This is a genomic window from Litorilituus sediminis (assembly GCF_004295665.1).
Lineage (GTDB): Bacteria > Pseudomonadota > Gammaproteobacteria > Enterobacterales > Alteromonadaceae > Colwellia > Colwellia sediminis.
In genome coordinates, this window is sequence record NZ_CP034759.1 from 671,867 (window position 1) to 696,272 (window position 24,406).

18 protein-coding genes and 1 pseudogene are annotated in these 24,406 nt (G+C 37.6%); 8 read left to right on the forward strand and 11 right to left on the reverse strand.

The window, feature by feature from the left end; genetic code table 11:
• Nucleotides 1-5 precede the first annotated feature (5 nt).
• The 7 genes from EMK97_RS03080 to EMK97_RS03110 are packed head-to-tail and all read right to left on the reverse strand — an operon-like array spanning nt 6 to nt 16,457.
• Nucleotides 6-4,952 (reverse strand): AAA domain-containing protein, encoded by a 4,947-nt coding sequence (locus EMK97_RS03080; protein ID WP_130599342.1) that lies wholly within the window; start codon nt 4,950-4,952, stop codon nt 6-8.
• Between the two features lie 40 nt (nt 4,953-4,992).
• On the reverse strand, nt 4,993-6,642 hold the full coding sequence (gene drt4, locus EMK97_RS03085) for an antiviral reverse transcriptase Drt4 (RefSeq protein WP_130599344.1): 1,650 nt from the start codon (nt 6,640-6,642) through the stop codon (nt 4,993-4,995).
• A complete protein-coding gene (locus EMK97_RS03090) occupies nt 6,639-7,988 on the reverse strand; it encodes a restriction endonuclease subunit S (protein WP_130599346.1) in 1,350 nt (449 codons plus the stop codon). The genes drt4 and EMK97_RS03090 overlap by 4 nt, the downstream gene beginning before the upstream one ends.
• Nucleotides 7,978-9,549, reverse strand: a complete 1,572-nt coding sequence (locus tag EMK97_RS03095) for a class I SAM-dependent DNA methyltransferase (RefSeq protein ID WP_130599348.1) — start codon at nt 9,547-9,549, stop codon at nt 7,978-7,980. Before EMK97_RS03095 ends, EMK97_RS03090 begins: the two co-directional genes overlap by 11 nt.
• 25 nt (nt 9,550-9,574) lie before the next feature.
• Complete coding sequence (locus EMK97_RS03100) at nt 9,575-9,931, reverse strand: hypothetical protein (RefSeq protein WP_130599350.1); 357 nt, start codon at nt 9,929-9,931, stop codon at nt 9,575-9,577.
• Between the two features lie 3 nt (nt 9,932-9,934).
• Nucleotides 9,935-15,580: a DUF4011 domain-containing anti-phage protein Hhe gene (gene hhe, locus EMK97_RS03105; protein WP_130599352.1), complete on the reverse strand. Its 5,646-nt coding sequence runs from the start codon at nt 15,578-15,580 to the stop codon at nt 9,935-9,937.
• A 7-nt stretch (nt 15,581-15,587) separates the two neighbouring features.
• Nucleotides 15,588-16,457, reverse strand: coding sequence for a WYL domain-containing protein (locus tag EMK97_RS03110; RefSeq protein WP_130599354.1), 870 nt, complete (start codon nt 16,455-16,457; stop codon nt 15,588-15,590).
• A gap of 128 nt (nt 16,458-16,585) precedes the next feature.
• Between EMK97_RS03110 and EMK97_RS18985 the strand changes: the two genes are divergently transcribed.
• From EMK97_RS18985 to EMK97_RS03120, 3 genes and pseudogenes are all read left to right on the forward strand, one after another.
• Nucleotides 16,586-16,840 (forward strand): hypothetical protein, encoded by a 255-nt coding sequence (locus EMK97_RS18985; protein ID WP_130599356.1) that lies wholly within the window; start codon nt 16,586-16,588, stop codon nt 16,838-16,840.
• Nucleotides 16,837-16,998 (forward strand): hypothetical protein, encoded by a 162-nt coding sequence (locus tag EMK97_RS18990; protein WP_170176711.1) that lies wholly within the window; start codon nt 16,837-16,839, stop codon nt 16,996-16,998. Before EMK97_RS18985 ends, EMK97_RS18990 begins: the two co-directional genes overlap by 4 nt.
• A 192-nt stretch (nt 16,999-17,190) precedes the next feature.
• A pseudogene (locus tag EMK97_RS03120) lies at nt 17,191-17,337 on the forward strand (thioredoxin-dependent thiol peroxidase); the annotation flags it as partial.
• 91 nt (nt 17,338-17,428) lie between these two features.
• On the opposite strand, the gene EMK97_RS03125 reads toward EMK97_RS03120, so the two are convergent.
• Both EMK97_RS03125 and EMK97_RS03130 read right to left on the reverse strand, forming a co-directional pair.
• Nucleotides 17,429-17,896 (reverse strand): methylglyoxal synthase, encoded by a 468-nt coding sequence (locus EMK97_RS03125; protein ID WP_425462179.1) that lies wholly within the window; start codon nt 17,894-17,896, stop codon nt 17,429-17,431.
• Between the two features lie 28 nt (nt 17,897-17,924).
• Nucleotides 17,925-18,605 carry a hypothetical protein gene (locus tag EMK97_RS03130; protein ID WP_130599358.1) on the reverse strand — a complete coding sequence of 227 codons (681 nt, stop codon included), beginning with the start codon at nt 18,603-18,605 and terminating at the stop codon, nt 17,925-17,927.
• A gap of 236 nt (nt 18,606-18,841) precedes the next feature.
• Between EMK97_RS03130 and EMK97_RS03135 the strand changes: the two genes are divergently transcribed.
• Nucleotides 18,842-19,831: a cytochrome-c peroxidase gene (locus tag EMK97_RS03135; protein ID WP_130599360.1), complete on the forward strand. Its 990-nt coding sequence runs from the start codon at nt 18,842-18,844 to the stop codon at nt 19,829-19,831.
• Between the two features lie 87 nt (nt 19,832-19,918).
• On the opposite strand, the gene EMK97_RS03140 is transcribed toward EMK97_RS03135, so the two are convergent.
• Together EMK97_RS03140 and EMK97_RS03145 are read right to left on the reverse strand one after the other, a co-directional pair.
• Nucleotides 19,919-20,995: an AI-2E family transporter gene (locus tag EMK97_RS03140; RefSeq protein WP_130599362.1), complete on the reverse strand. Its 1,077-nt coding sequence runs from the start codon at nt 20,993-20,995 to the stop codon at nt 19,919-19,921.
• A complete protein-coding gene (locus EMK97_RS03145; RefSeq protein ID WP_130599364.1) occupies nt 20,992-21,240 on the reverse strand; it encodes a sulfurtransferase TusA family protein in 249 nt (82 codons plus the stop codon). Before EMK97_RS03145 ends, EMK97_RS03140 begins: the two co-directional genes overlap by 4 nt.
• 137 nt (nt 21,241-21,377) lie before the next feature.
• Here EMK97_RS03145 and EMK97_RS03150 point away from each other — a divergent pair, with 137 nt between their 5' ends.
• The 4 genes from EMK97_RS03150 to EMK97_RS03165 all read left to right on the forward strand — a co-directional run bounded on the left by EMK97_RS03150 (nt 21,378) and on the right by EMK97_RS03165 (nt 24,343).
• Nucleotides 21,378-21,989, forward strand: a complete 612-nt coding sequence (locus EMK97_RS03150; RefSeq protein ID WP_130599366.1) for a hypothetical protein — start codon at nt 21,378-21,380, stop codon at nt 21,987-21,989.
• A gap of 83 nt (nt 21,990-22,072) precedes the next feature.
• On the forward strand, nt 22,073-23,536 hold the full coding sequence (bepA, locus tag EMK97_RS03155; protein ID WP_130599368.1) for a beta-barrel assembly-enhancing protease: 1,464 nt from the start codon (nt 22,073-22,075) through the stop codon (nt 23,534-23,536).
• Between the two features lie 34 nt (nt 23,537-23,570).
• Nucleotides 23,571-23,927 (forward strand): arsenate reductase (glutaredoxin), encoded by a 357-nt coding sequence (gene arsC, locus EMK97_RS03160; protein WP_130599370.1) that lies wholly within the window; start codon nt 23,571-23,573, stop codon nt 23,925-23,927.
• Between the two features lie 14 nt (nt 23,928-23,941).
• The gene (locus EMK97_RS03165; RefSeq protein WP_130599372.1) at nt 23,942-24,343 is read left to right on the forward strand and encodes a DUF2069 domain-containing protein; all 402 of its coding nucleotides are present in this window, start codon (nt 23,942-23,944) and stop codon (nt 24,341-24,343) included.
• Nucleotides 24,344-24,406 lie beyond the last annotated feature (63 nt).

Here is a 24,406-nt window from a genome sequence, read left to right on the forward strand (position 1 = left end):
AACCCTTACACCGCCTTCTTAAATTTCTTGGTTTTAGCATCCACAAAGCGATACAAGCTTTCATTGGCATTTTCTTCCATATAGGTAATCACTTTCCCAAATGGCAGTTGGCTATTTTTCCCCTGCCACATTCTTTTATCACCAACAATGACTAACCTATCCATTGCTCTAGAAAGAGCGACATTGATTCTGTTGGGCAAGTACATAAAGCCTGATGATTGCCTTTGGTCTGAACGAGTAACAGATAGAATAATAATTCTATTCTCTTTCCCCTGGTAACTATCTACAGTATCAATATTGAGTAACTTAATTAGCTCATCAGAAAAGCCTGACTGTTTTACTCTTCGTCTTAAATACCTTTTCTGCTCCGCATACATACATATGATACCTATAGCAGCCTCACCTTCCTTAACTTGCTCTAACAACGAACTTAAAAAGCTCTTGTTCTCATCTACTTGTTTGAGCACACCAACAATCGCTTCAGCCTCTTTCTCATTGTAAATATTATACCGTGAGCCTTTTTCTTGGTGTTTAGCTTGTTTGCCTAAATGTGACGTATCAATCCACGTTGTAAATGCGCTCATCTCATTTGGTACATCATCATAAATATCGGGAATTTTGCGATCACCATTCTCAAGCTCACCATCGTAAAAACACTGTGATACAAGAGAACCAATAGCAGGTGCCATTCTGTATTGCACAAGTAGCTTGGCTCCTACTTGCTGGCCATAACCACTTTCAAATGCCCGAGCAAAGTCACTTTCAATTAATTCATCAATATCATTAGAAGACGGAATACCTAAATGTCGGGCTAATGCTTTTTTATGAGGGTCAGTATAAAGAGGTGGCAATTGCTTATGATCACCTACTAGAAGAATCCGTTTACCAACTTGCATTGCAATAGCAAGTTCACTAGCAATAGAACGAGCAGCTTCATCAATGATAATCCAATCATACTGGTTAGTTGCTATATCAATATTCCAGTTACCTATACCAACACAAGTACCAGCTACCAGTTGTTTTGAACGAGCAAGAAACTCGTCCATATTGGCATTGCCTGACTGCATAACTTTGATCATTTCTTTCGACAGTTTCACTAACCGTTGGACAGAACTAGAAATATTATGCTCAATAGCAAACTCATGGTTTAGATCTTTTATTAAGCCACCTCTAATTTCACTTAAGTTATCGTGCCAATCTTTGTTGACTCGTATACTTTGAGGCAGCCTGCTATTAATAAGAGATTTTCGTTCACCAATTTGTTTCTTAATCGCTTTTTTATGTTTAGCTTCTAAGTCACTATCATCAATTTCTTTTAGTGCATTTTCTTGCTCTGTGATCAAAGAAAGAAGTTGTTTATCTAGCTCTAAATAGGCTTCTAAATAATCATTTGGCGCTTTTAATGACTTAGCTAGGCTTAACACTCTATATTTTAACTGAGTTTCAAATTGCTCAACTTTTTGGCTAACAATGTTGTCCGAATATGCATCACGCAATGAATGAGATATGGTTGATTCACTTCGACTAAACCGAACAACATCAAGATTCGTTTTTAAACGGCCACAGTGTTTTCTAATTCGTTCTGCCGCTGTATTTACAGCCTCATGAGACTGACTAACCAATAAAATTCGTTCAGTACCTTGTTTCTCGATTAAGTAATGAACAAAAGCAGCTATAAACTCTGTTTTACCAGTGCCAGGTGGGCCTTGCAGCATTGAAAGAGGACCAAATCTAAGAAGCTTTTGAAAGGCTATTCTTTGCTTATCATTAAGCTTAATAGTATTACCGTTATCGTCTTCTCGGTCATAACGCTTAAAGTCTTCATCAGTAACTGTTAAGTCGTAGTCTGTAGGATCTAGCGTGCAGTCTGGTTCAAAATAGTCCGATAAATTTTCGACAACGGAGTCTTGATCAAGAATACGAGTTAAGGCGTTTTTTCGTTTATTGAAAGAAGACTTATCTGCTTTGCTGCGGAAGAATATGGTATCACTCTCTTTCAAACGGTAAGCTCGGGGTGTATACCGTGATAATTGCACCCTATTTAATCCAGAAGCAGATAGATTAACTTCTCCTATAAAGTAATCTTCTTCACCATCAACAATAATCGCTTCAACCTGATCTTTAGCTGTAAACCCGTCAAGCGGATCTCTGTCTGCTTCGTAAGGTAATATAAGCGTATCTTTATTATCTTTGTGAGCTCTTGGCTCACCAGTAAGCTCTACATAAGGGTGTGATTCAGTCTCTGTTTTAAGAATTGCTTGCCACAGTTCACTCGTAGATATTGGTTTAACATTTACTTGAACTTCAGCAATTTGCTCTTGAGGCTCAAATGATATTGGTTTTACTTTGTGTTGCTTTAACTGAAATTGTTTTACTGCGTTCTCAAAACTGTAAAACTGACGAATGCGCCTATTAATATTATCTAAGTAGCTAGCTCGACCTTGCGAAATTCGAAGACCAAAAGGAAGCTCAAGAACTGCATTTTCTATATCTCTACGAGATACTTCACTTCTGTCACTTTTGATAGGGCGCAATCCGTGCTCAAATTCAAAACGAGCGTCATCAAAGAAAAGCTTTTGAACGCCCCCTAGCCCTGAAAAAACAACGACTAAACCATAACCTTTGCTACGATTTTCTTCAATTGAGACATACAACTTACCCTTATCAGGATATATAGTAACCGGCTCAAAACCTTCTCTATTACTTCCAATTTCAATATTAATTAATTCAACAGTTGGCGTAGTTGTTTTTTCAGGATTTAAAACTGCATCTTTAAAGCGAGTTAACTCTTTAAAACCAAAGTCTACATCTTCAAGTTCATGAATAATCGCTAGACTAATCGCTTCAAAATTGTCGTTTTTCGTGCCCCATTCAACTTCTAATAGCTCAGCAGTTATCTTCATAACGGCATAGTTATCACGTTCAAATGCAGAACTATTCTCAACATCTATTGGGCTATATTCGGTATTCAGTAATTCTTTAGAATCATGGTGAAAGTCCAAAACATCAATAATATAAACATCGCCTTGCTTATCAACGATGACGTTTTCAGGCTTTAGATCACCATGTGCAAAGCCTAAAGAATGCATATGCTCAACATGAGCAATTAAGCTTTTTACGATGTCATTTCTTCTGTTACGCATTCGGTAAGGGTCTAAAGGTTCGCCCTCAACCCACTCAGAAACCAAATACAACGAGCTATCTCGTGCAGTAATACCATAATCAACAACTGTTGGTATAAAGCTTAAGTTGAGGCTCTGTAATTTTTCTACTCGTTCTAAAAACGATAGTGTGCGTACACCAAGACCAGCATTAATGTCAGTCGGATTGATGTTATTCCATACTTTTACTATTCCTGTTTCAGCTCTGTATACTTCCTTTGAATCAGTGTCCGAAATCTCTTCTATTTCTGAGTGTAATTTGCTTATCTTATTTGCTTTAACAAAACGCTCTAACTCTTTACTAGAAAAGCTAAAAGCAGCCTCTTTGCTCGGTTCTTGTTCTACTAATGCATCGAGCATTTCACTAGCATTAGCAAAGGTTTTACCTTCAAATGCCTTTAATAGTATTTCTGCATACCATTCGTCACATTGTGCTAATTTTTCAGAAACTGTTCTTTCAAGACTTGGCGTTAAACGCTCGGCACCTATAATGGCCCAAGCAATAATCGCTAATCGCACAACGTCATAGTGGTATGGTGAAGAATAAGAAGTATCTTGGTTGTAGACAGACAACTCATCTCTAATATCACCAACGGTTTCTTTTTTACGTGCAAATGTTGATATGAAATTAGAAAGAGCAACTCGTTGCCCAGTGCTAAACCAAATACTGTGATTTCCAATGTCTCGGTGAGCAAGTTGTAGTTGATGCAAGTCCGCAAATCGAGCAACTAATACTCGAACTAAGTTAACTCTTTCTTCAATTGATAAGTTTTCACCATAAGTGGCAATAAAGTCATTTAGGCGCTCATGCCCATGGGGAAGCTCAACAACCTCATTATATTGCGAGGTGATCTTCTCTTTAGTTGGTATGGTTAACGATGAAACACAATGCTCGTAAAGCTCTCTGTTTTCACGTTTTATCTTAGTCAATACTTCACGTTCACGTGAGACTATTTTTATGCGGCCATCAGGCGTTTTGGCATCGTGGCTAGAAAGGTTATCAAAATCCCAGCTACGTATAATGGCATGATCATTTTTATCGGCTTCACTTTGAGCAAAAAACTCTTTATAGACATTATTGGGGTGCTCAAAAATTTGTTCTTGCCCTAACCAGCCCTCAACAGACAAAGGCTTAGCTTCTACTTTTTTATCATTAAGCAACAAGCTTTTTTCTAAGAGAGGCACATCATTCAATAAAACTTCTGATTTTGAATGTGGATCGAAACGATCATTAAATAATTTTTGGTTTTTACATAACTTACAAAAGTCATTCAAACTGAGTGTTTCAGCGAGTTCTTTTTTATTTAGGCCACTAAAGTTACTACTACCAGTCATTACCACAAGCGAATATACTCGTGGAGTGAAGTTAGCATTACTAAATCTGCCGGCAAATGGCTTTAGTAAATTTTTTAACAGAAATTCTTTATTACGAGTGACTTCAACAGGAGATTTACCTCGGTCTTCATCTCCCCAATACCACTTACCATTACTTGAGGTTACAGGTTTACCGTTCCAATGTTTAAGCTCAACAATCAGAATGTTGCAGTGAGTAACGATTAATAAATCGATTTCGCCTTGTTTGTTTTTATTAATAAAGCGAAAACCTGCATACCCTTTCCAACCTTCATTAAACGGCTTTTTTAACGCTTGAAGGGCTTCAAACCCTTGTCCTTTATTTGTGCCTTTGCCTTTCTGTTTTTGAATATTTGAGGTACTAAGTACATTCTCAATTTTTTTAATCGCATCTATTTCGTGGCGCTCTAGCCCACCTTCCCAATACTTGATATCCATATTTACTTCTTATTATTTAGTGACTTGTTGCTTCTTCATATTAAAATTCGGCTGTCTCATCATTTGATTGCTCACTAGAGACCTGAGGGACTGGAGGAAATATACTTCTTAACGCTTCTGAAGAAATTTGTTGTTGAATTTCTATACATTGATTTTCGGCATCAGAAACACTTTCACCAGGTATAAAATTAACATCGTTATTCTTTAATATATCGAACACACCATCACCATACGGTTCTTGTATTAATCCTTTAAAATACAACTGGTAAAGCAGTAACCAATAGTTATCTTTCTCGTAATCACTCGCCTGTGGTAGCCAACTATTTACAAAGTCAATAACCTTTTGTTCGTGCGTCCCCATTTCAAGTAAAAGACAAATTGCTACGCAATCTTTACTTGCAATCACTTTGTCAGCAATTCCATCCTCGACAATAGCTCCTGCACTTAATAATGAATGTAGTGGCCAAGCCATGCCGTCTGAGCGCCTTTTATCAGCGTTCACTTTAATTATTTCGATTAACTGAGAACGATAATTAGCAGGGTTAATTTGCTCATTAACTAGTATCAAATCCAAAAGCGGAAGTAACAAAGGAAAGTGCCATGCCAAATTAAGTAAAGGCTCTACCAACCAGAAGGCTGCGTTGTCATCAAAATGAGACAGAACAAGTGAAACTGCATATTTTAATACACTACCATCAGGTGTTATTTTATTAACTTCAATTGCTCTATTAATAAAAGTTAAAACTTCAGTAGCAGTAAGTTTGGGCTCATTTTCACCAGCATTTTGTAAGCGACTAGGTAATGCACCTCTGAGCTCCAACACCCAAGTATCCTCAACTGCACTTGGTAAGTCTTCAATTAAAGTTTTCTTAAGATTTAACGTAAGCTTGTAAGTAGCTAATTCGTCACCTAAATCTTGTATGAATCGCTGAGCTTCCTCATCACTATTACAATAGCAAGTGTAGTCATCTATATAACGGTAAAACTCATATCCTTTATCGATTAATGCTTTATCTACACACCCTAAAATGAGCTCCACAACTATGCTGGATGTAGCAGAACCAATAGGGATTCCTTGGGTTTCATTGCGCTTAGTTTTCCTTTGATACATATCAAGCTGATTGAACCAAGCTTGTCGATCATTCTTTTGTGCTTTTGCTTGTGCAATACCTACAGCTGCCCATGGAATAGCATGTGAGTAAATACTATTAAAACAATTTGCTATGTCAGCCTGAACTCTAAATCGTTTAGCAAACCCTTTTTGGTGAGATCGAGTAACTTTTGCCATCGGTTCTTCATAGTTCATTACCATTAAGCGCTTGTCTTCTTCATGAAATTCAGGCTTTATGATACTATTTTGATTCCCTGTTACTGATTGCAGTACGTCCCAGTTATCGTGAATGCACTTTGCCAACAAAGCATATGATTTGGGGTGAATTAGCCCGAGTATTCTAGGCACATTGTTATACCTAGTAGCTTTGTATTCAACTAGGTCATAACCGCCACCACGTCTTTCTCCTACGTCGGCAAAGGCGGCTAGTTCTTCTGCTATTTCAGGAGTAAATTGCCTCGTTGTAATGCTAGGGGGTAACTCACCAACATTTGCTCTTTGGTTTGGAAAATAGTTATAACGTGTTAGCGCTTCATACAAAGCTCTTTTGCCGTCTGTGTCACCAATAATTCGGCTCATGCACAATCCTTTGTAGTTGGTGTAGTTAATTCGCCAGAGATAAGTTTTGGTAACAAAATGTCCCTTATCTTAGCTAACTCTTTATTCTGCTCATTATTTTTTACTTGTTTCAATAAAAATCCATCAATAATGTTGTTGAACTGCATCATGCATTCAACGCTAGAAAAAGGTATTTTCAACCTATTAAGAGTTGTTTGATTGAGAAGAGGTTGAGCAGCACCTCCAGCATATTGGTTCAAATCTAAAAATTTCAAGAGATATAAGATATGCGGAATATGCTCTTCTGATAATTTAGAAGTCGCAACAATCGTATTATCTGATGCCCAAAAATCATTGCGGCAATATTCTATTGCTCCACAATATGCTCCTACACGGCCAACTATTACTGCGTTATTAAACCTTGATTCATCCGTCTGGCCTATAATTCCATTTGCACCATAAATAGGATACTTTCCCTTATCAGATGACTTTTTAGCTTTACCATTGGCAAACTTAATAAAATGGCTTAACTCACATAGGAACCATCCCTTCGGTATCCAACCATTGATGCCGATTGATGGTTCATCGGTTTGTTCAAACTCGCTTGGGAAGAGATTAAGGGTATCCACTGGTAGTGGTTTTACATCAGCTTTGTAAGTGGCTGAAGGCTCTGCCGACTCAAACTGTTGTCGTTGTTCAAGTCTTTGTTTGGCTTTTTTCTGTAATGCTTCTGGAAAATCGCTGACAGCGACACCGCTGGCAAGGGCGTTGTCGAATACAGGGTCGAAATCAACAAACCAGCTTTTAAATAATGCTTGCGCCATTTGCTCTAGGGTTTGGTTAGTTTGGCTGTTTAGCTCTATCTTGTCATCAAGAGCCCCAAGTATCTTACTTATTGACTTTTGGGTTTTTAAATCAGGCTTATTAAACTCTAAAGTGCCTAATGCAGATGTATATAAGTTAGGCTGAACACTGCCCATGGCTAATAGTTCAATAGAAGGTCTAAAATACCTTAAAACATAAAATATAAATTTATTGTCAGCTACATTAGGATCTACTTTCACGTTTATAACAGCACGATTTCCGCACATGTAGTCCTTCAAAATACCAACACGCCCAATCGTGCCTGACTTACTGATTGCTATTGTTTCTGGCTCAAATAACAAAGCACTTTTTCCAGCACTTTCAAATCCTACTTTTGATAATCTTCTTGAAGTCTCAAATACAGAGCCGTTGTTTAAATCAGTTGCTCTTAGCCATTTAATTTCATCACCAAAATATTCTTCTTTTTTTTGAGATGGGTTTACATACCCTTCTTGAAAACTTGCGCACTCGGATAGCTTAACTAAAGGCCAGTTACTCGCCATAACCTAGCACCTCCAAGTTTTGACGAATCGCTTTATCAAGCGTCTCAGCCTCTTCCATTTGGCTGTAAAGGGTTTGACTAAGCTCTTTCATTTTTATTTCAAACGGAATGCCGTCATCTTCAATCTCAGCAGCACCAACGTAACGACCTGGTGTTAATACAAAATCATTAGCTTTAATGTCATCTAATGTTGCTGATTTACTGTAACCCGCTTTATCTTCGTATTGGCCGTCTTTTTCTTCTCCACGCCATGCATGGTAAGTACGAGCAATTTCCGCAATATCGTCTGTAGTTAGCTCTTTATGAATACGGCTAACCATAGTGCCCATATCACGAGCATCGATAAATAAGGTTTCACCTTGGCGGTTACGGTAGCCTCGCTCGGTATCTTCTTTTTTGTTTTTGGTGATAAACCATAAACACACTGGAATTTGAGTGGTGTAGAACAATTGCCCCGGTAAGGCGATCATGCAATCAACTAAGTCTTTTTCAATGATTTTCTGACGAATAGCACCTTCACCACCGGTGTTAGAGCTCATTGAACCATTAGCTAATACAAAACCAGCAGTGCCATTTTCACTCAGCTTTGAGATCATGTGCATGATCCACGCATAGTTAGCATTGCCGGTTGGTGGTACATCAAAACCTGCCCAACGAGAGTCATCAACTAATTCGCTATCACCACGCCATTGTTTTTGGTTAAACGGCGGGTTCGCCATAATGTAATCGGCTTTTAAATCTTCATGCTGATCTTTAAAGAAACTATCACCTGCTACCTCACCTAAATTGCCTGAGATGCCACGTACTGCAAGGTTCATCTTAGCTAGCTTGTAGGTAGTATTAGTGTATTCTTGACCGTAAATTGAAATATCTTTACGGTTGCCTTTATGGCTATCGATAAACTTAAGCGATTGCACGAACATACCGCCTGAACCACAACAAGGGTCGTATATTTTGCCTTTAAATGGTTCAATCATTTCAGCAATGAGTGCTACGACTGATTTTGGCGTGTAGAACTCACCACCGCCTTTGCCTTCGTTTGCAGCAAATTTACCTAAGAAGTATTCGTATACTCGACCGACTAAATCTTCTTCAGTCATTTCACATTCGCTAGCAGCGGTGTCGATGTTATTAATGGTATCGATAAGTGAAGCGAGCTTACTGGTAACAAGCCCTAAACGGCTAAAGTAGTTCTCAGGTAACGCACCTTTTAATGATGGGTTGTTCTTTTCAACGGTGTGCAACGCGGTATCAATTTTTACAGCGATATCGTCTTGCTTCATGTTCTTTTGAATAAACGACCAACGAGCCTCTTCTGGTAAATAAAACACGTTGTCTTGCATGTAAAACTCAACTTGCTCTACAAAATCGCCCATACCGCCATCGATTAACGCTTGGCGCTTATCTTCAAACTTATCACTGATAAATTTTAAGAAGATAAGGCTCAGCACTACGTGCTTATATTCTGATGATTCAACACTACCACGCAGTTTATTCGCGGTATCCCATAGGGTTTCTTCAAAATTGGTATTTGTTGCTTTCTTAGTTTTAGCGGTTGCCATTAACTTTACCTTTCAATATATTCATTTAAAATGAGAAACCATGTAAATCGTAAAACGTGTCATCATGCACACATGCAAAAGTTTCATAAGCTCCATCTCTTCGAGCTATTTCAATACTACTTTCTACAGAAGCTATTAATTCATTCTTATTTGTTTCAATTAAGAAGGCTTTAAAAGCTTCTAAATCGTTAAGGGTTTGTTTTTTCTTCAAAATAATTATTTCATCAAATTCGTCTAAGATATATTCCATATCTTCATAGAACTCTAAAACTTCTCCATCTTCACATTTCACTTTTTCATCTATTACTGCTTTTACTTCACATTTATGAAAAAAGGCATATTCTTGAAGCTCATCAAATAATAAATCCGTATCTATTAACATTGTTTAATCCTTAGTTTCTTCTTCATCTTCCGCAATAATATTAAGAACTTGTTCAAGATATTTGCCATGTGCTGTCGATGTTGCTGAGCGCAAATATGGCGGAATAACCTCTAGAAATTCACTTTTAGAAATAGGCTTAAATTCACATAAAGCTGCGATCATAGCTGGCCTTAGCAATCTACTTGCTAACGGCACTTCATCGTTAGTAGGGATAACTTCCTCAGCAAACTTTTGAAGCTTTACCTCTAATAAATCATCTGTTTGAATAAACTTATCTAGCTCATGTAATACTTGGCTCTCGTGCTCGACAACGTTTTCAATTTCTTCTACTTCAGATTCTATCTCAGCATGTTCAGGTACTTCAGTTTTTAGCTGATGTAATGCTTCAATAATTGGCTTTAATTGAGCTTGTGGATTTTTGAACCAATCGGTTGACCATATTCGTTTAATATTCCAGCCTAAGCCTTCTAGTACCGATTGACGTAACCTGTCCCTGTCACGTGCGGATTTAGCAGAATGGTATGTTGCTCCATCACATTCCACGCCCATTAAGTAGCGACCTGGCTGACCAGGGTCTTGCACTGCTAGGTCAATAAAGTAACCGGCAACCCCAACTTGTGGCACACAAGTAAAGCCCTCAAGCTTTAATGCATTCATCACGGCTATTTCAAAATCACTATCTGGCTGTTTTCCAGTATGTTTTTGCTGTTGAAGCTTGCCAGTTTGAGCAAAGCTTAAAAAGCTTTTAAGGGCTTGTACACCTGGGCTTGATGTTTCAGATGCGACAATATGGCCTTCTGTCATTGAGCTAAATACATGCATGCGTTTTTTAGAACGAGTGAATAATACATTTAATCGTCTGCCACCTGCGGCTGAATTAATTGGGCCAAAACGCTGCGGCATTTGAGCCGCCCCTGCTTCTTGTGGACCGTAGGTGCATGAAATGTAGATAACGTCTCTTTCATCACCTTGTACATTTTCAAGGTTTTTAAGGAATAATGCTTCATCTGTATTCGCATTATCCGCCAATGCATCTCTAAATTGAGGGTCATCTTTAGATAGCTCTTCCACACAGCGCTCTATTTGCTCTCGCTGTTTTGAACTCATTGCAACCACACCTAACGATTCATGTGGTCGATGTAATAAATGGTTTCTCACGGCTTCGGCAATAACTTTAGCTTCTTCAATATTATGCTGATTTACAAAGCGACCACTTTTTACGTGGGTAAATTTAATACCAAATTCATCACTTTTACTTGATGGTGATGGGAATACCACTAAGTTACTGTCGTAAAATTCCTGGTTGGAAAAGGCAATTAAACTTTCGTGACGCGAGCGATAATGCCAACGTAACCGACGAGCATTGAACATAGGGAAAGAGACATCGAGGATGCTTTCTGATTGCTCTATCGCTGTGGTATCTTCATCATCGTTATCAACGGCTTTATCAAAAAAGCTCGTTGGTGGTAACTGCTTTGGATCGCCAACAACAACTAATTGTTTACCCCGAGCAATAGTACCTAAAGCATCTTGTGGTTTAATTTGTGATGCTTCATCCATAACGACTAAATCAAATTCTAGTTGTCCTGGTGCTAGGTATTGAGCTACAGAGTGCGGCCCCATCATGAAGCAAGGTTTTAAAGCCACTAAAGATTTACTGGCTCGTCTAACTAGTTGCCTTATCGGTGCATGACGAGTTTTTTTGTTCACTTCATTGTTGATAAGACCCATTTCAGTGTAAGAAGATACCTTACCGCTTGAAACACCAGAAAGAGTATTATTAAAGCCTTGTGCAACCTGATAGGCAATTTTCTGCTGTTGAAGCGTTTTAAGCTTATTGTCGTATTCTCTAAATTGCTTACGAATAGCATTTTGGTCGGCTCCTGAAAAATAAGCTAACTCTTGGTTCTCATTTATTATTTCTCTGGCCAGAATGTCAAATACTGAGTAAACATAGATTTGTTCAATATTTTCTAAATCTAAAGCACCGGTTTCGGTATAACGTAATAAATTCTCTAATCCTTTGTCTGACAATGACGATCTGATTCGAATAAAGTCTACCCAAGTGCTCAGCCAACGAGGCTGGCTAATCGCTTTATGATTACGTTCTTGCAATAACTTGAAATTACTATTCGTCCCTTTAAACCATGCGCTCTCATCTAATTCAACTCTATCGGTGAACTCCTGTAATGTCTTTTGATAACCATTAAACGCATCTGAAATCTTTTTCAAATTAGATGTAATTGTAGATAACGCTTCACTGCTAACATTATTTAACAGATATTCTCGTAAAGGCTCAGACTCAAGCACGTTAATGGCCTTACTTAGCTCTAGCGTAGATTCAATTTTTATTAGCTGCGAACTAGAGTCATTTCTTGTTGAAAGATGTGTATGCTCATCAAATAGTTCTCTAGAAATATCATTTTTATGTAGTTCACCCTCAGCCCGAAATAAAGTTAAAACTTGCTCAATAGAGCTAGCTAACTGATTTAAGGTAAAGTCTTTGTTAGACAGTGATTGTATGGTTTTAATGTCACCTTCTAGTTCATCAACAAACGAAGAAATGCCTATGTCTGCTGATAAGTTTGTATTTTTATCAGTAAACAGCTGATGCGAGAAAACACGCTCAAGTTGAGGGAATAATTGCGAGAACTGTTCAAATTCTGCAAGTGATTTAGTTGCTGCTAAATGCTTTAAGCCTTTATATAAATCACCTTCAATAGAAAATAATGAATTAGCAAAAGAAACTCTTTTACCAAACCCAACCCCATAAGAAGCTCGAACATCTTTATACCAAGACCTCAAGCTTATTAGTTCTGCTATTGGTGTATCAATTCCTTTGAACTCATGTTGCAGTAAAGTTTGATATGCTGGCTCTTTATTTAATTCATCTATCATCTCTCGATATGAAGTTAAGCTGGCAATTAGTGGTGCTAATTTTTTAACTTTAGGTTTCAGACCTTTAGCATACATAAGCAGTTTAGACTTAGCAGCTCGCCACTCACTGCTAAACCAACAAAAAAATCCTGCATTTTTTAATATGCTATCAATCTCTTTTAGTTCATTTACTGAAGGTAAATTTTCTAGGTTAAAGTGTTGCTCTAAACTCTGGTGTAGAGGTTTAATTTTTGGAAGAAGTTCTTCTAAATTAGCTAAGTGTTGATCTAAAAGCTCATTATCAAATAATTCGTGTCTTCTGGATATAAGCGTTACATCTAGGGCATTTATATGTTCAAAGAACTGTTTGCACTCTATAAAGCCATTATATGATGGTGATAATAACTCAGTTAAACTACTTTCTTGCTCCGTTAATATTCGCAAATCATCAGACAGAGACAAACTTATATCTCTTAATGTTTTTAGTAACTGTAACTGTTGAAAAATATTAGTTAGCGTTAGCTCTACACTCTTACACTGTTCTCGTAGATTATTATTAGATTTTGTAAAACGCTCGAAGGTTTCTTCTTCATTTAGAATGACAGGCTCGAATAACTCTTCCATCTCCCCTAAAAGTTTAGATGTCGCTTTATAATCATTTATATATTCAGTTAACTCATTCTCTTTCTGAGAACTCATTAAGCTTAAAGTTTGAAGATGTTCCGTGCCTTTTAATTTAGGTATCTTATCGCTGTCAGATAATACTTGTTTTAATGAGCTAATATCACTAACAACATCACTTCGAAGTTGCTCATTAAATGGTGTAACTGCTCCTTCTACAGCCGCAATAGCGTTATCCCAAGCGGTCAATAGCTTGCATATTTCATCACAATCAAATAATTGGATAGACTTGTTGTAGACACCAAACCATGGATGTTCAGCTAACTCTGCGTCAGAACCATACTGTTTTTTTACTTCTTCAAAAACATCAGCGTATTTTTTTAGCTCATCCGTAGTTCTTCTTGAAGATATTTCATCAAAGCTTTGGCCATTGATATGATCAGGTTTAATATCTTCTATTGATATATTTGTATATTCTTCACGATACCGTGTTGCTGTAGAAAAGATTTGATGAATTGTTCTCCCGGTGTTTTTCCATGTGCTGTTGATCAAATTAGCATAACGAGTTAATGCTTCTTTTTTCTCTTCATACATTTGGATATCAATATCAATTGATGACGGGTAACGATAATCATCTTGGTTGTTTATTCGCTTGGCTATATTTTCATATACTTGTTTTTTCTGTGTTTTATGGCTGTGTAATTCTAGACAAAAATCACCTAAACCAGCTCTAGATAGTCTAGATTTTACAACTTGAAGTGCAGCCATTTTCTCAGCTACAAATAGTACTTTTTTACCTTGTGCAATTGCCGCTGCTATTAAGTTTGTTATCGTTTGAGATTTGCCAGAGCCTGGAGGACCCTCTATAACTAAATCTTTACCTTGAATAGCATCAACCAAAGCACTGTGTTGTGAGCTGTCTGCATCATCAATTAACGGGTACTGGTTATGCACTTCATCTAGCTTATCTATTAAATACTCTTCACCGAAACTTGTATTACTTCCGTTGCCTTCATCGACTCCTTGTTTAGCAAAAAACTTTTGAAGAATTGAATGGTTTTGAATGTTACTCGCACCTTGTGGCCAACGTGAAGGGTCTAAATCTAAGTACATGAGTAACTTGCCAAAATCGAACATTGACAGTGTAGAAAAACGCTTAACTTTCCACTCAGGCTTATGTCGCGAGAATTGCTTTTCTACTTTTTCTAAATAGGCTTCAGGTAAGATATCTTCACTTAGCTCGGGTAAATCGAGATGAAAATCATGTTTAAGCTTTTCTCTAAGTGAAAGGTTTGAAATTATATCTTCGCCAGTATACTCAATGGTATACGTATATGTACCAAGCTCTTTATTTAATGCTGCTCTATCGATTTTTACGGGTATCAAATAAAGAGGCGCTTGCCGTGTAACGCTTGAGTTTTCATCTTCAAACCATTCAAGAAAACCAAATGCTAAATACAAAATATTTGCACCTGTTTCTTCAATAGCTGTATTTGCTTTCGTTCGAATATTACGTAACTGTGCTTCTAACTCTCTCGGATATAGCAAAGATTGAATGTTTGTATCATTGTGTTTGGAGTCTTTTGACTTAGTGCTTAATGGCAGCTCATAGCTAGTATTAAACCCTTTAACTTTTGCCCATTCTTTTGCACTAGGATCTGCTTTTATTTTTACTTCTTGGCCATTATCGTCTATGACGATATATCCTTGTCCAATTAACTCATCTCTTAATGGTTCATCAATTGGTATAAAAGTAAATTTATGTGACTCTAAAATATTTTCAGCAAGCTGATCCGGCATTTCATCAATTACACGAATAAAGCCTGATCTACCATGTTTGAAGTTTAACAGTCTGTTTCTGCCTGTTAGATCTAATAAGCGATTTCGAATTGACTGCAAAGAATCAAATGCAAAGTTCTCATTTAACTGAGTATTAATAGAATTATCCATATCTTGAGGTACTCCCTTTTTCTTTATTTCAGTTAAACACCACGAGTAATCTTCATTTTGCTTTACCTTGTCGAACAGTACCGAGTACAAGGTGTGATTGATTGATTTTTTGTCTACATCAAGTTTCTTAGCAAGATCTTTAGCTTTCTGATTTGGTGTTGCCTTAAGTTCACATAAAATTAGATCAGATAACTCGCTCATTAAAAACCTACTTCATTTCATAGCCTGGTGCGATAGCTAAGTTTTCAGCACCGTATAAGGTTTGTGTATTGCGTAAAAACAGTTGATATTCAGGTCCAGAAAGCGTTCCGCTTTCAGAGCAATCCACGTTCCAGCGCCTTAACAAGTAGCCTGCCATGGCGGCTCTTACATTAACCTCTAGCACACCGCTTTCCATGCCAAAATCGAGCTTTATTGCCGTAGGGTGCTCAACATTCTTTGGATGTGGAATAATCTGCAATGGCACTATACGCATCCATTGATGATCTTCTAACTTATCCTCTTCAGGCTTTGGTGTCTGTGCCAGAATTGTAACTTTGGTAATGCGGGTTAAAACAAAATCTCGGAATGATTTTGATTTGCGATCATAGGCTCTTAGATGCCATCGTAGGCCGTTATCAACTATAGAATGAGGCACTAGCTCCCTTGAACCTGAGCCACTAGTCAAAGACGTATAAATAACGCTAATAGGCTTTTGATTAATAATCGCTTGAGATAACTTAGCAATAATATCAATTTCTGGCACATTTAGAGGGCTTGGAGTTTCTATGGGGAATGATGTTTCACCAATTGCATCAAAACCATCACTGATATTGTTTGCTAATTTGATAAGTGTACGGCGAGCATCGTGCTTAAATACAGGCTTGAACTTAGTCGTAATAAAGTATTTTTTCTCTACATTATCATAAGCCATATTATTAGGGGCTTGCTCTTTGTAGAACTTCAAATCACGAGTAGCAGCCGCCAAACCTAACTCAAAATGGCTAACTATTTCACTACGAGTAACCATACCTGTGAAGTACAGTTTAAAGTCGATATAAGCTAAGCGCTGCCTCTGTGCAAAACTAAAGTCGGTCATTCAAGAACCCTGATTCTATTGACATTTCTATTTAAGCGGAAATAGTATGTATCATTATGAGTTAGACATCAAATGGATTTTGTGCTTTATTGTTGATTAAGATCATCATTACCTAAAAGCATCTAACAATGCCTAAATCAAACACTGAAATTCACCTCGATAATCAGAGCCATTTACCTGAACTAGAGCAGTTAAAATCTGAATACGTTGATATTTACAATGAGCTAATGGCTCAGTTCAGGTTTGATGAGAAAACTTGTCAGGAGTGGCTAATAACACCTAAACGCCCATTGCAAGGTAAGTCTCCTTTTGAACAGTTAATAATTAATGCTGATGAAGTGATGGGATTACTGGTTCGTATGAAGACAGGAGATTTTTCGTGAAGCCAGCACCTAAGTCAATTTCGAGCAAAAAAGAGTTTGTAAATTCATTTAAAACTGGTCAGTTAGAAAATCCAGGCGTGGACATACACGAATCTCGTAAGCGTACTGAGAAGAAGTTGAAGCAAATAAAAGCAACTATAGATAAAAGCCAGACTTAAGGATATGTCCATTTTTATGATAAATATTTTGATGAAATCATCACAAAAATGGGCAGTTTTTCTAAAATTTATGATAAATTTTTAGATTAGATAAAAGTACATACAAATTTTAACTTAACCTACTGTTAAAGATAGTTTTTTATAGTAAAAATCATATTTTTAGTCATGAACTATTTCCAAGGATAGATGCTTATGGGTAAAGAATATGACGGCATTCACCGCTTAAGCTTTTTAATTGGTCTAGATGGCAACATTAGCCATGTTTTTAACAAGTTTAAAACTAAAAACCACCATGAAGTGGTATTAGAAGTTTTAGCTGAATTAGAACAGTCTGCTTAATAGCAAAACTAATGCCCCCTAAATCAGGGTCTCTCATTTAAAAATATAAAATGCGGTAATTTATACCGCATTTTTTATGCATAGAGTTACGCTAATTTGTCGTTCTATTAGCGATATAGTTTTGATAATCAGGTACCTCTATAACACTTTCCTCTTTCAAGCTACTTGAAGCAATCAAAAAATTCGCACTGGCTTGATTCGTTGCAACAGGAATATTCCAAACTGCCGCCAACCTAAGTAATGCCTTGACATCAGGGTCATGAGGTACGGCATCAAGCGGATCCCAAAAGAAAATTAGTACATCTATTTTACCCTCGGCAATCATAGCACCAAGCTGTTGATCACCTCCCATAGGGCCAGAAAGTAAGCAGGTTATGGGCAATTCAATTTGCTTTTGTAGTAATGTTCCCGTTGTACCTGTGGCGTACAGTTGATGACATTTAAGCTCAGCTGATACTTGCTTAGCCCAATTGATTAAATCTGCTTTCTTATTATCATGAGCAACTAATGCCATACGTTTACACTTAGGTAAAGTTCGAGTTGTCACACCAATAGCCATAGCCTCTCCTTCTTTTTAGTAAAAGTAACTAGCCTTCTTCAACCAGCACCAAAAGCCCTTGCTCATTTACCACAGCAAGATAAGACTTACCTAAATTACCGCTTTGGCATAAGTCAATTTCATTATCGTCAACCATTAATGCTGTACAATCGTTAACGGTTACATATTGCGATACTTGCCCTTTTTGCACTGTAAACTCAGCGCTAGTGTTACCATTAACATAAACATTCTGAACACTATTACTAAATAGGCGCACGCGATAAACCCCATCTTGGTTATCAGAGGTTTTTATTAAATGGTTTAACTCAAAACTATTGCCATTTTGCCAAGCAAGCAACCAATAGTTTTGCTTATCTACTAATGTTGCAGATAGTGTCGCACTCTTTGAGCGGTAATTAGCTTCGCGCACACCAAAATCAGAAACACTATTGCCCAGCCATCGATGCGGCAGATTTTCACTTGCTTGCTGCTCTAATAAGGTCACCGTCAGATTATCATCGTGATAAAGTGATGTGGTTGTGCCGGTGTTCTTAGCATAGAAACTGACTGGAATGTCAGTGGCATTGATATAACCAATATAAGCTTTGTTATTCGTTAACGTACCGCCACCAGAGCCTTCGCTGCTATCAGAGCCACCACAAGCACTGAGCATAGTAACTAAAGCCAAGCTAGTTAACTTACTAGCTAAACCATAAGTAAACCTCATCAAAACACATCCCTAAAAGTAATAAATAACTTAGCTTCATCTTAACATTGTTGTAATACCAATTTAACCTCGATTTATCAGAGATTTAATTTTTACATAGCAATAATAGCTGCTTCACGCCCTCAATCGTAAATTACGATTAGAACAATCAATTTATTTCGTTAGATACGATAAAAAACTCTCTGTAACATGCGCGCCATAAAACAATAGTCCTCAAGCCTTACAAAAGGAACAACAATATGCTTAAAACTGTTATCTTACCCTTAAGTTTACTTATGCTGACCTTGTCTGTACAAGCGAGCCGAATTGATCAAGAGCCAATAAAAGTCATTGAACCTGCAACAGGTTTAAATACCGCTATGGTCGAATTAGGTAAAAATTTATGGTTTGATCCTCGTTTATCAAAATCAAACGCTATTTCCTGTAATTCTTGTCACAACCTTGCCACAGGTGGCGTTGATAATTTACCCAGTTCCATTGGTCATCAATGGACTATCGGCCCAATTAACTCACCAACTGTGTTAAATGCAGAGTATAACTTTGTTCAGTTTTGGAACGGGCGAGCAAAAGATCTTAAGGCGCAGGCTTCAGGCCCTATAGATAACCCGAAAGAAATGGCATTTACTCATCAACTCGCTGTTGAAACCGTTGCCAGTATACCTGCCTATCAAACCATGTTTACCAAAGCATTTGGTAGCAAAGATATTTCAATTGATAAGGTTGCCCAAGCTATTGCAGAATTTGAAAAAACTTTACGCACGCCAAACGCTAATTTTGATTTATGGTTAAAAGGCGATGACAAGGCGCTAACTGCTAAGCAAAAAGCAGGTTACCAATTATTTAAAGATATTGGCTGTATTGCTTGTCACAGTGGCCCAGCAGTAGGTGGGCAAATGTATCAAAAAATGGGCTTAGTTAAACCTTATAAAACGAACAACCCTGACACTGGCCGAGCAGCTATCACCAATAACCCAAGTGATAAGCATTTTTTCAAAGTACCAACACTGAGAAATGTTGAATTAACCTACCCTTATTTTCATGATGGTGCTATTTGGAGTTTACAAGAAGCGGTAGAAATTATGGCAGATGTACAATTAGGGCGCACCTTAAGTAAGGATGAATCAGCAAAAATTGTTGCCTTTTTACAGTCATTAACCGGAGAACAACCTAAGGTAACCTTGCCTAGCTTGCCACCTTCAACCTATAAAACACCACAACCAAAATTGTAAATTTCCAGCATAGCAGACTAAAAAGCCATAAGCTTACGCTTATGGCTTTAATCATTTAATGCTATTTTATTTAATTTTACTACTAAGTTAGCCCTTAGACTCGTTTTCCTCTATTTCAGGGGTTGAAGGCCAAGCATTAGTCACAGCTTTTACTAAAGTCGCAAGCGGTATCGCAAAAAATACCCCCCAAAAGCCCCATAAGCCACCAAAGAAAATGACGGCAATAATAATGGTTACCGGATGTAAATTAACCGCCTCAGAGAACAATAAAGGTACGATGACATTGCCGTCTAAGGCCTGAATAATGCCATAAGCTAACATAACATAGCCAAACTCACTGGTTAAACCAAACTGAAACAGCGCCACTAATGCTACCGGTATAGTAACTACTGTTGCACCAACATAAGGAACTAATACTGATAAGCCCACTAATACCCCAAGCAATACCGCATAATTTAAGCCTAAGAAGATAAAGGCGACCGTCGACATAGCACCAACAATGATAATTTCAATCACTTTACCTCGAATATAGTTTAAGATCTGCTGGTTCATTTCTTTACCAACTTGTGTTGCCATACGGCGCTCTCTAGGTAAAAAGCTGGTAAAATAACGCACTAATTCCTGTTTATCTTTAAGAAAGAAAAACACCATTAATGGTACTAAAATTAAATAAACCATTAAGGCAACAATATCTGAAATAGAATTAAGAGACGCTTTAAGTACGACCTCCCCCCATTCAAGTATCTTGTCATTAACTAAATTAATTAAGGTTTCTACTTGCGATACCTGCAAAATTTCCGGGTATTTTTCAGGTAAGGTTAATAAAAAGCCTTTACCTTGGGTGATCATATTAGGTACTTCTTGCACTAAACTACTACTTTGCTGCCAAATAATGGGCATCAAACCTAAAATAGCCACTAAAGAAAAGCTGATAAAGGTCAGTACTACCGCTACCGATGCAGAGGTACGAGAGACATTGATTTGAGTGAGCTTATTAACAGGTAAATCCAGCAAAAATGCTATCGCTATTGCCACAAACACTGGCATTAATAAACTGCTAAACATAGCAATAAATAAAAATAAACACAGCAATATCACCACTAAGGTTACGGCATTAGGATCAGAAAATTTGCGCGTATACCAATTGGTAAACATTTTTATCATAATATTTTTTTCTCTTTATCAAAGTGCTTTGCTTGAATGCAGATTTCAATAATGCCATTTGCTTTAGGGGTTTGGCTATAGCTATAGCCCTGTTTTAGCAATAATTTTGGAATATCTTTGATCGAACCTGCATCTTTTAACATCAGCATGCAAGTATCACCAGGCGTTAACTGTTTTAATAATAATCGTGTTTGTACCAAAGGTATCGGACACTTTTCCTTTGTGCCATCATAGTGATATATCATGAGAAACTTACAAACAACTCTTTTGTTTAATTAGTTAATTTGCGACAATTATACCCATAGCCAAGGGCGACACAAATGAATTTCCCTCATGATAACGGCATTAGGTTTTACCCATTCGATTAGGAATTTTAACAACTATGAGCGCTTTAAGCCCTAACGCTAATTTAAAAGAAATAAACGCCTATAAGAAACAAATTAACTGGGGAGATGTACCTGCGATTTTTCACTTGGTGTCTTCTTCTGTTGGCGAGTTAGATAGTATCTTAACTCACGGTTTTGATAGCGCTTACAAAAAAGTCATTAACCCTAATAGCTGGAACCTAGAACTCTTTGGCGCCTATAAAGATGAAAACGGCGAATTAAAAGTAAAAAACAAGCCTGAAATCATTCTCAAACATGACTACACAGACATGGGCTATGAATTACATTGCTACCCAGTAATCAATGGTGAAGTCGTCACACAAATGGTGCTCAACAATGCACAATGTCCTTTTGAGCGCTGGATGCCCGAGAGCATGCAAATGTTATTTAGAGTGAACAGCTTAATCGCCTTTGCTATTTTTTGCTATCAAAGTGGTGATGATGCTGATCTTGCCTTAATGAAGTTTACCCATAGACGCGTTGAACAATTAATTAAGAATTTAAGCGAATTTTTTCATATTTCAGCTATCAAAGGATACAATATCGCACAATTTTACCAAGAAATTGTGAAGAGAAATGGTAATATCCTAACTCAGGAAGAAGGTTAAGGTATCGTCACAGGCACTAACCTTAATTATCATTTTTAACCGTCAAAATAAATTCGCTGGTTTAGCGTAAACAGGATTTACTATTGTTCAATCTAAAACCATTATTTAAAGCGACCACATTAACACTCGCCATTGCTGGCGCGACAAGTTTTAATGCCAACGCTATAGCCAATGACAAGAACAAACTACCCGAAATAGGTACCTCTGCATTTAGTATTTTGTCACTCGATAAAGAGCGACAAATCGGCCAAGCCATGATGCGTCAACTGCGCGCAACATCACCTATCATTCAAGATCCTGTCTTAATTGAATATATTAATGATTTAGGTAATCAATTAGTCAAGCATGCACAAGATGTAAATTATGCCTTTGAATTTTTTATTATTAATAATAATGAATTAAATGCTTTTGCATTTTTTGGCGGACATGTCGGTATTCACAGCGGCTTAATCACAGCAGCAGATACCGAAAGTGAACTGGCATCCGTTATTGCCCATGAAATTTCTCACGTTACCCAGCGCCACTTAGCTCGCAGATTAGAGTCACAAAGCCAAACACAAGCATTAACTATGGCCGGCTTAGTATCAGGGGTATTATTAAGCTTAGTCAATCCAACTATGGGTATGGCAGCATTAAGCGCCAGTATGGCGGCGACACAACAAGCGAGCATAAACTACACGCGCGGCAATGAGAAAGAAGCCGATCGCGTAGGTATTGCCCTACTCGCCAATAGTGGTTTTGACCCCCAAGGTGCACCCAGCTTTTTTAGTAAAATGTCGGAAAAGTATCGCTATGCCAGTAAACCGCCGGCCATGTTACTCACTCACCCATTGCCTGAGTCTCGTATCGCCGATGCTCGTCAAAGAGCACATAATTACCCTGTGAGACCTTTGCCGCCAAGCACACAGTTTGAGTTAGCAAAAGCACGCATTAGAGCAAGATATCAAGGTAATGCCAAAGATAACATTAATTACTTTAAGCGATTATTGAGCAAAAACAGTTACATAATCGCAGAAGCGGCTCAATATGGCTTAGCGCTCTCTTATTATGAAGACAAACAATACAAGCAAGCGCAAACACTATTAGAGCAACTAAGAGACACTAACAAGCATAATTTATTTTATGTTGATGCCTTAACCGATGCCTACTTATCATCTCATCAATACGATGATGCCATTAAAATGCTCGCCGATCTTAGCCTGATCATGCCGAATAACCAGGTGGTAAGTCTTAATTATGGTAATGCACTACTTAGCGCAAAAAAATACGATGAAGCCGCGCAAGTGCTACAAGATTTCTTAATCGTCAATCCAGGTAATTTTATTGCCCATGACCTATTAACCTCAGTTTATAGAAAACAAGGGAAAACTGGCTTAATGCATATGAATAAAGCAGAAGTTTTCGCCTTGTTAGGCGCTTATGCTAAAGCCGTAGATGAGTTACAAACCAGCTATGGCTTTTTAGAAGAACAACCACTGATGCAAAAACGCGTTAAAGCAAGAATTTTACAATTTCAAGAGCAAGAAAATAGACTTAAACGCCTATAGTTCTTAGCCACAATTAGCAAATCAAGGAAATAACATGTTAACTATTTACCACAACCCTCGCTGTTCAAAAAGCCGTCAAACTTTAGCCTTACTCGAGGAAAAAGCCAACGAGCACAAGCAAGAGTTTACTATCGTAGAATACTTAAAAACGCCATTAAACCAAGGGCAAATTGAACAGCTACTTGTGCAGCTTAACTGTACACCAGTTGAAATGATACGTACTAAAGAAGCTGAGTTTAAAGAGCAAGAGTTAAACGGTGCAAGTGACGAGCAACTAATTCAGGCCATGGTCAATACACCAAAACTAGTAGAGCGCCCAATAGTATCAGACGGTGACAAAGCAATTATTGGCCGTCCGCCAGAAAATGTCTTTTCGCTATTTAACCAATAAATTCGAGTTGTTCAATGTCTAAACAAAGAATATCGACAACTAACCTAAGAAAAATAGCCTTAACTGGCTATTTTTCTTTATTAGTTTATATGCCGCTGTGGCTGTTAGTAATCAATCCAAGTACCAGCTTAAGTACAACCACCACCTTAGCATTATTTACGCTACCGCTGCTTTTTCCACTGAAAGGTTTATTACAAGGTAACCCTTATACTTACGCCTGGTCTAACTTTATCGTGCTTATCTATTTTCTGCACAGCTTAACAACATTGTGGGTATCACCAGCTGATAGGATCTGGGCTTTACTAGAGCTAATTTTTGCCTCAGCCATGTTTTTAGGCGCAACCTATTATGCCAAGTATCGCGGCCAAGAATTAGGGCTTAGCATTCGTAAAAAGAAAGACGCCAAAAAGAGTTAATTAGTCATATAGCTAAAAATTGTATAAAGTAGAGAGGCTCGGTAATGATTATTTAAGGACTTA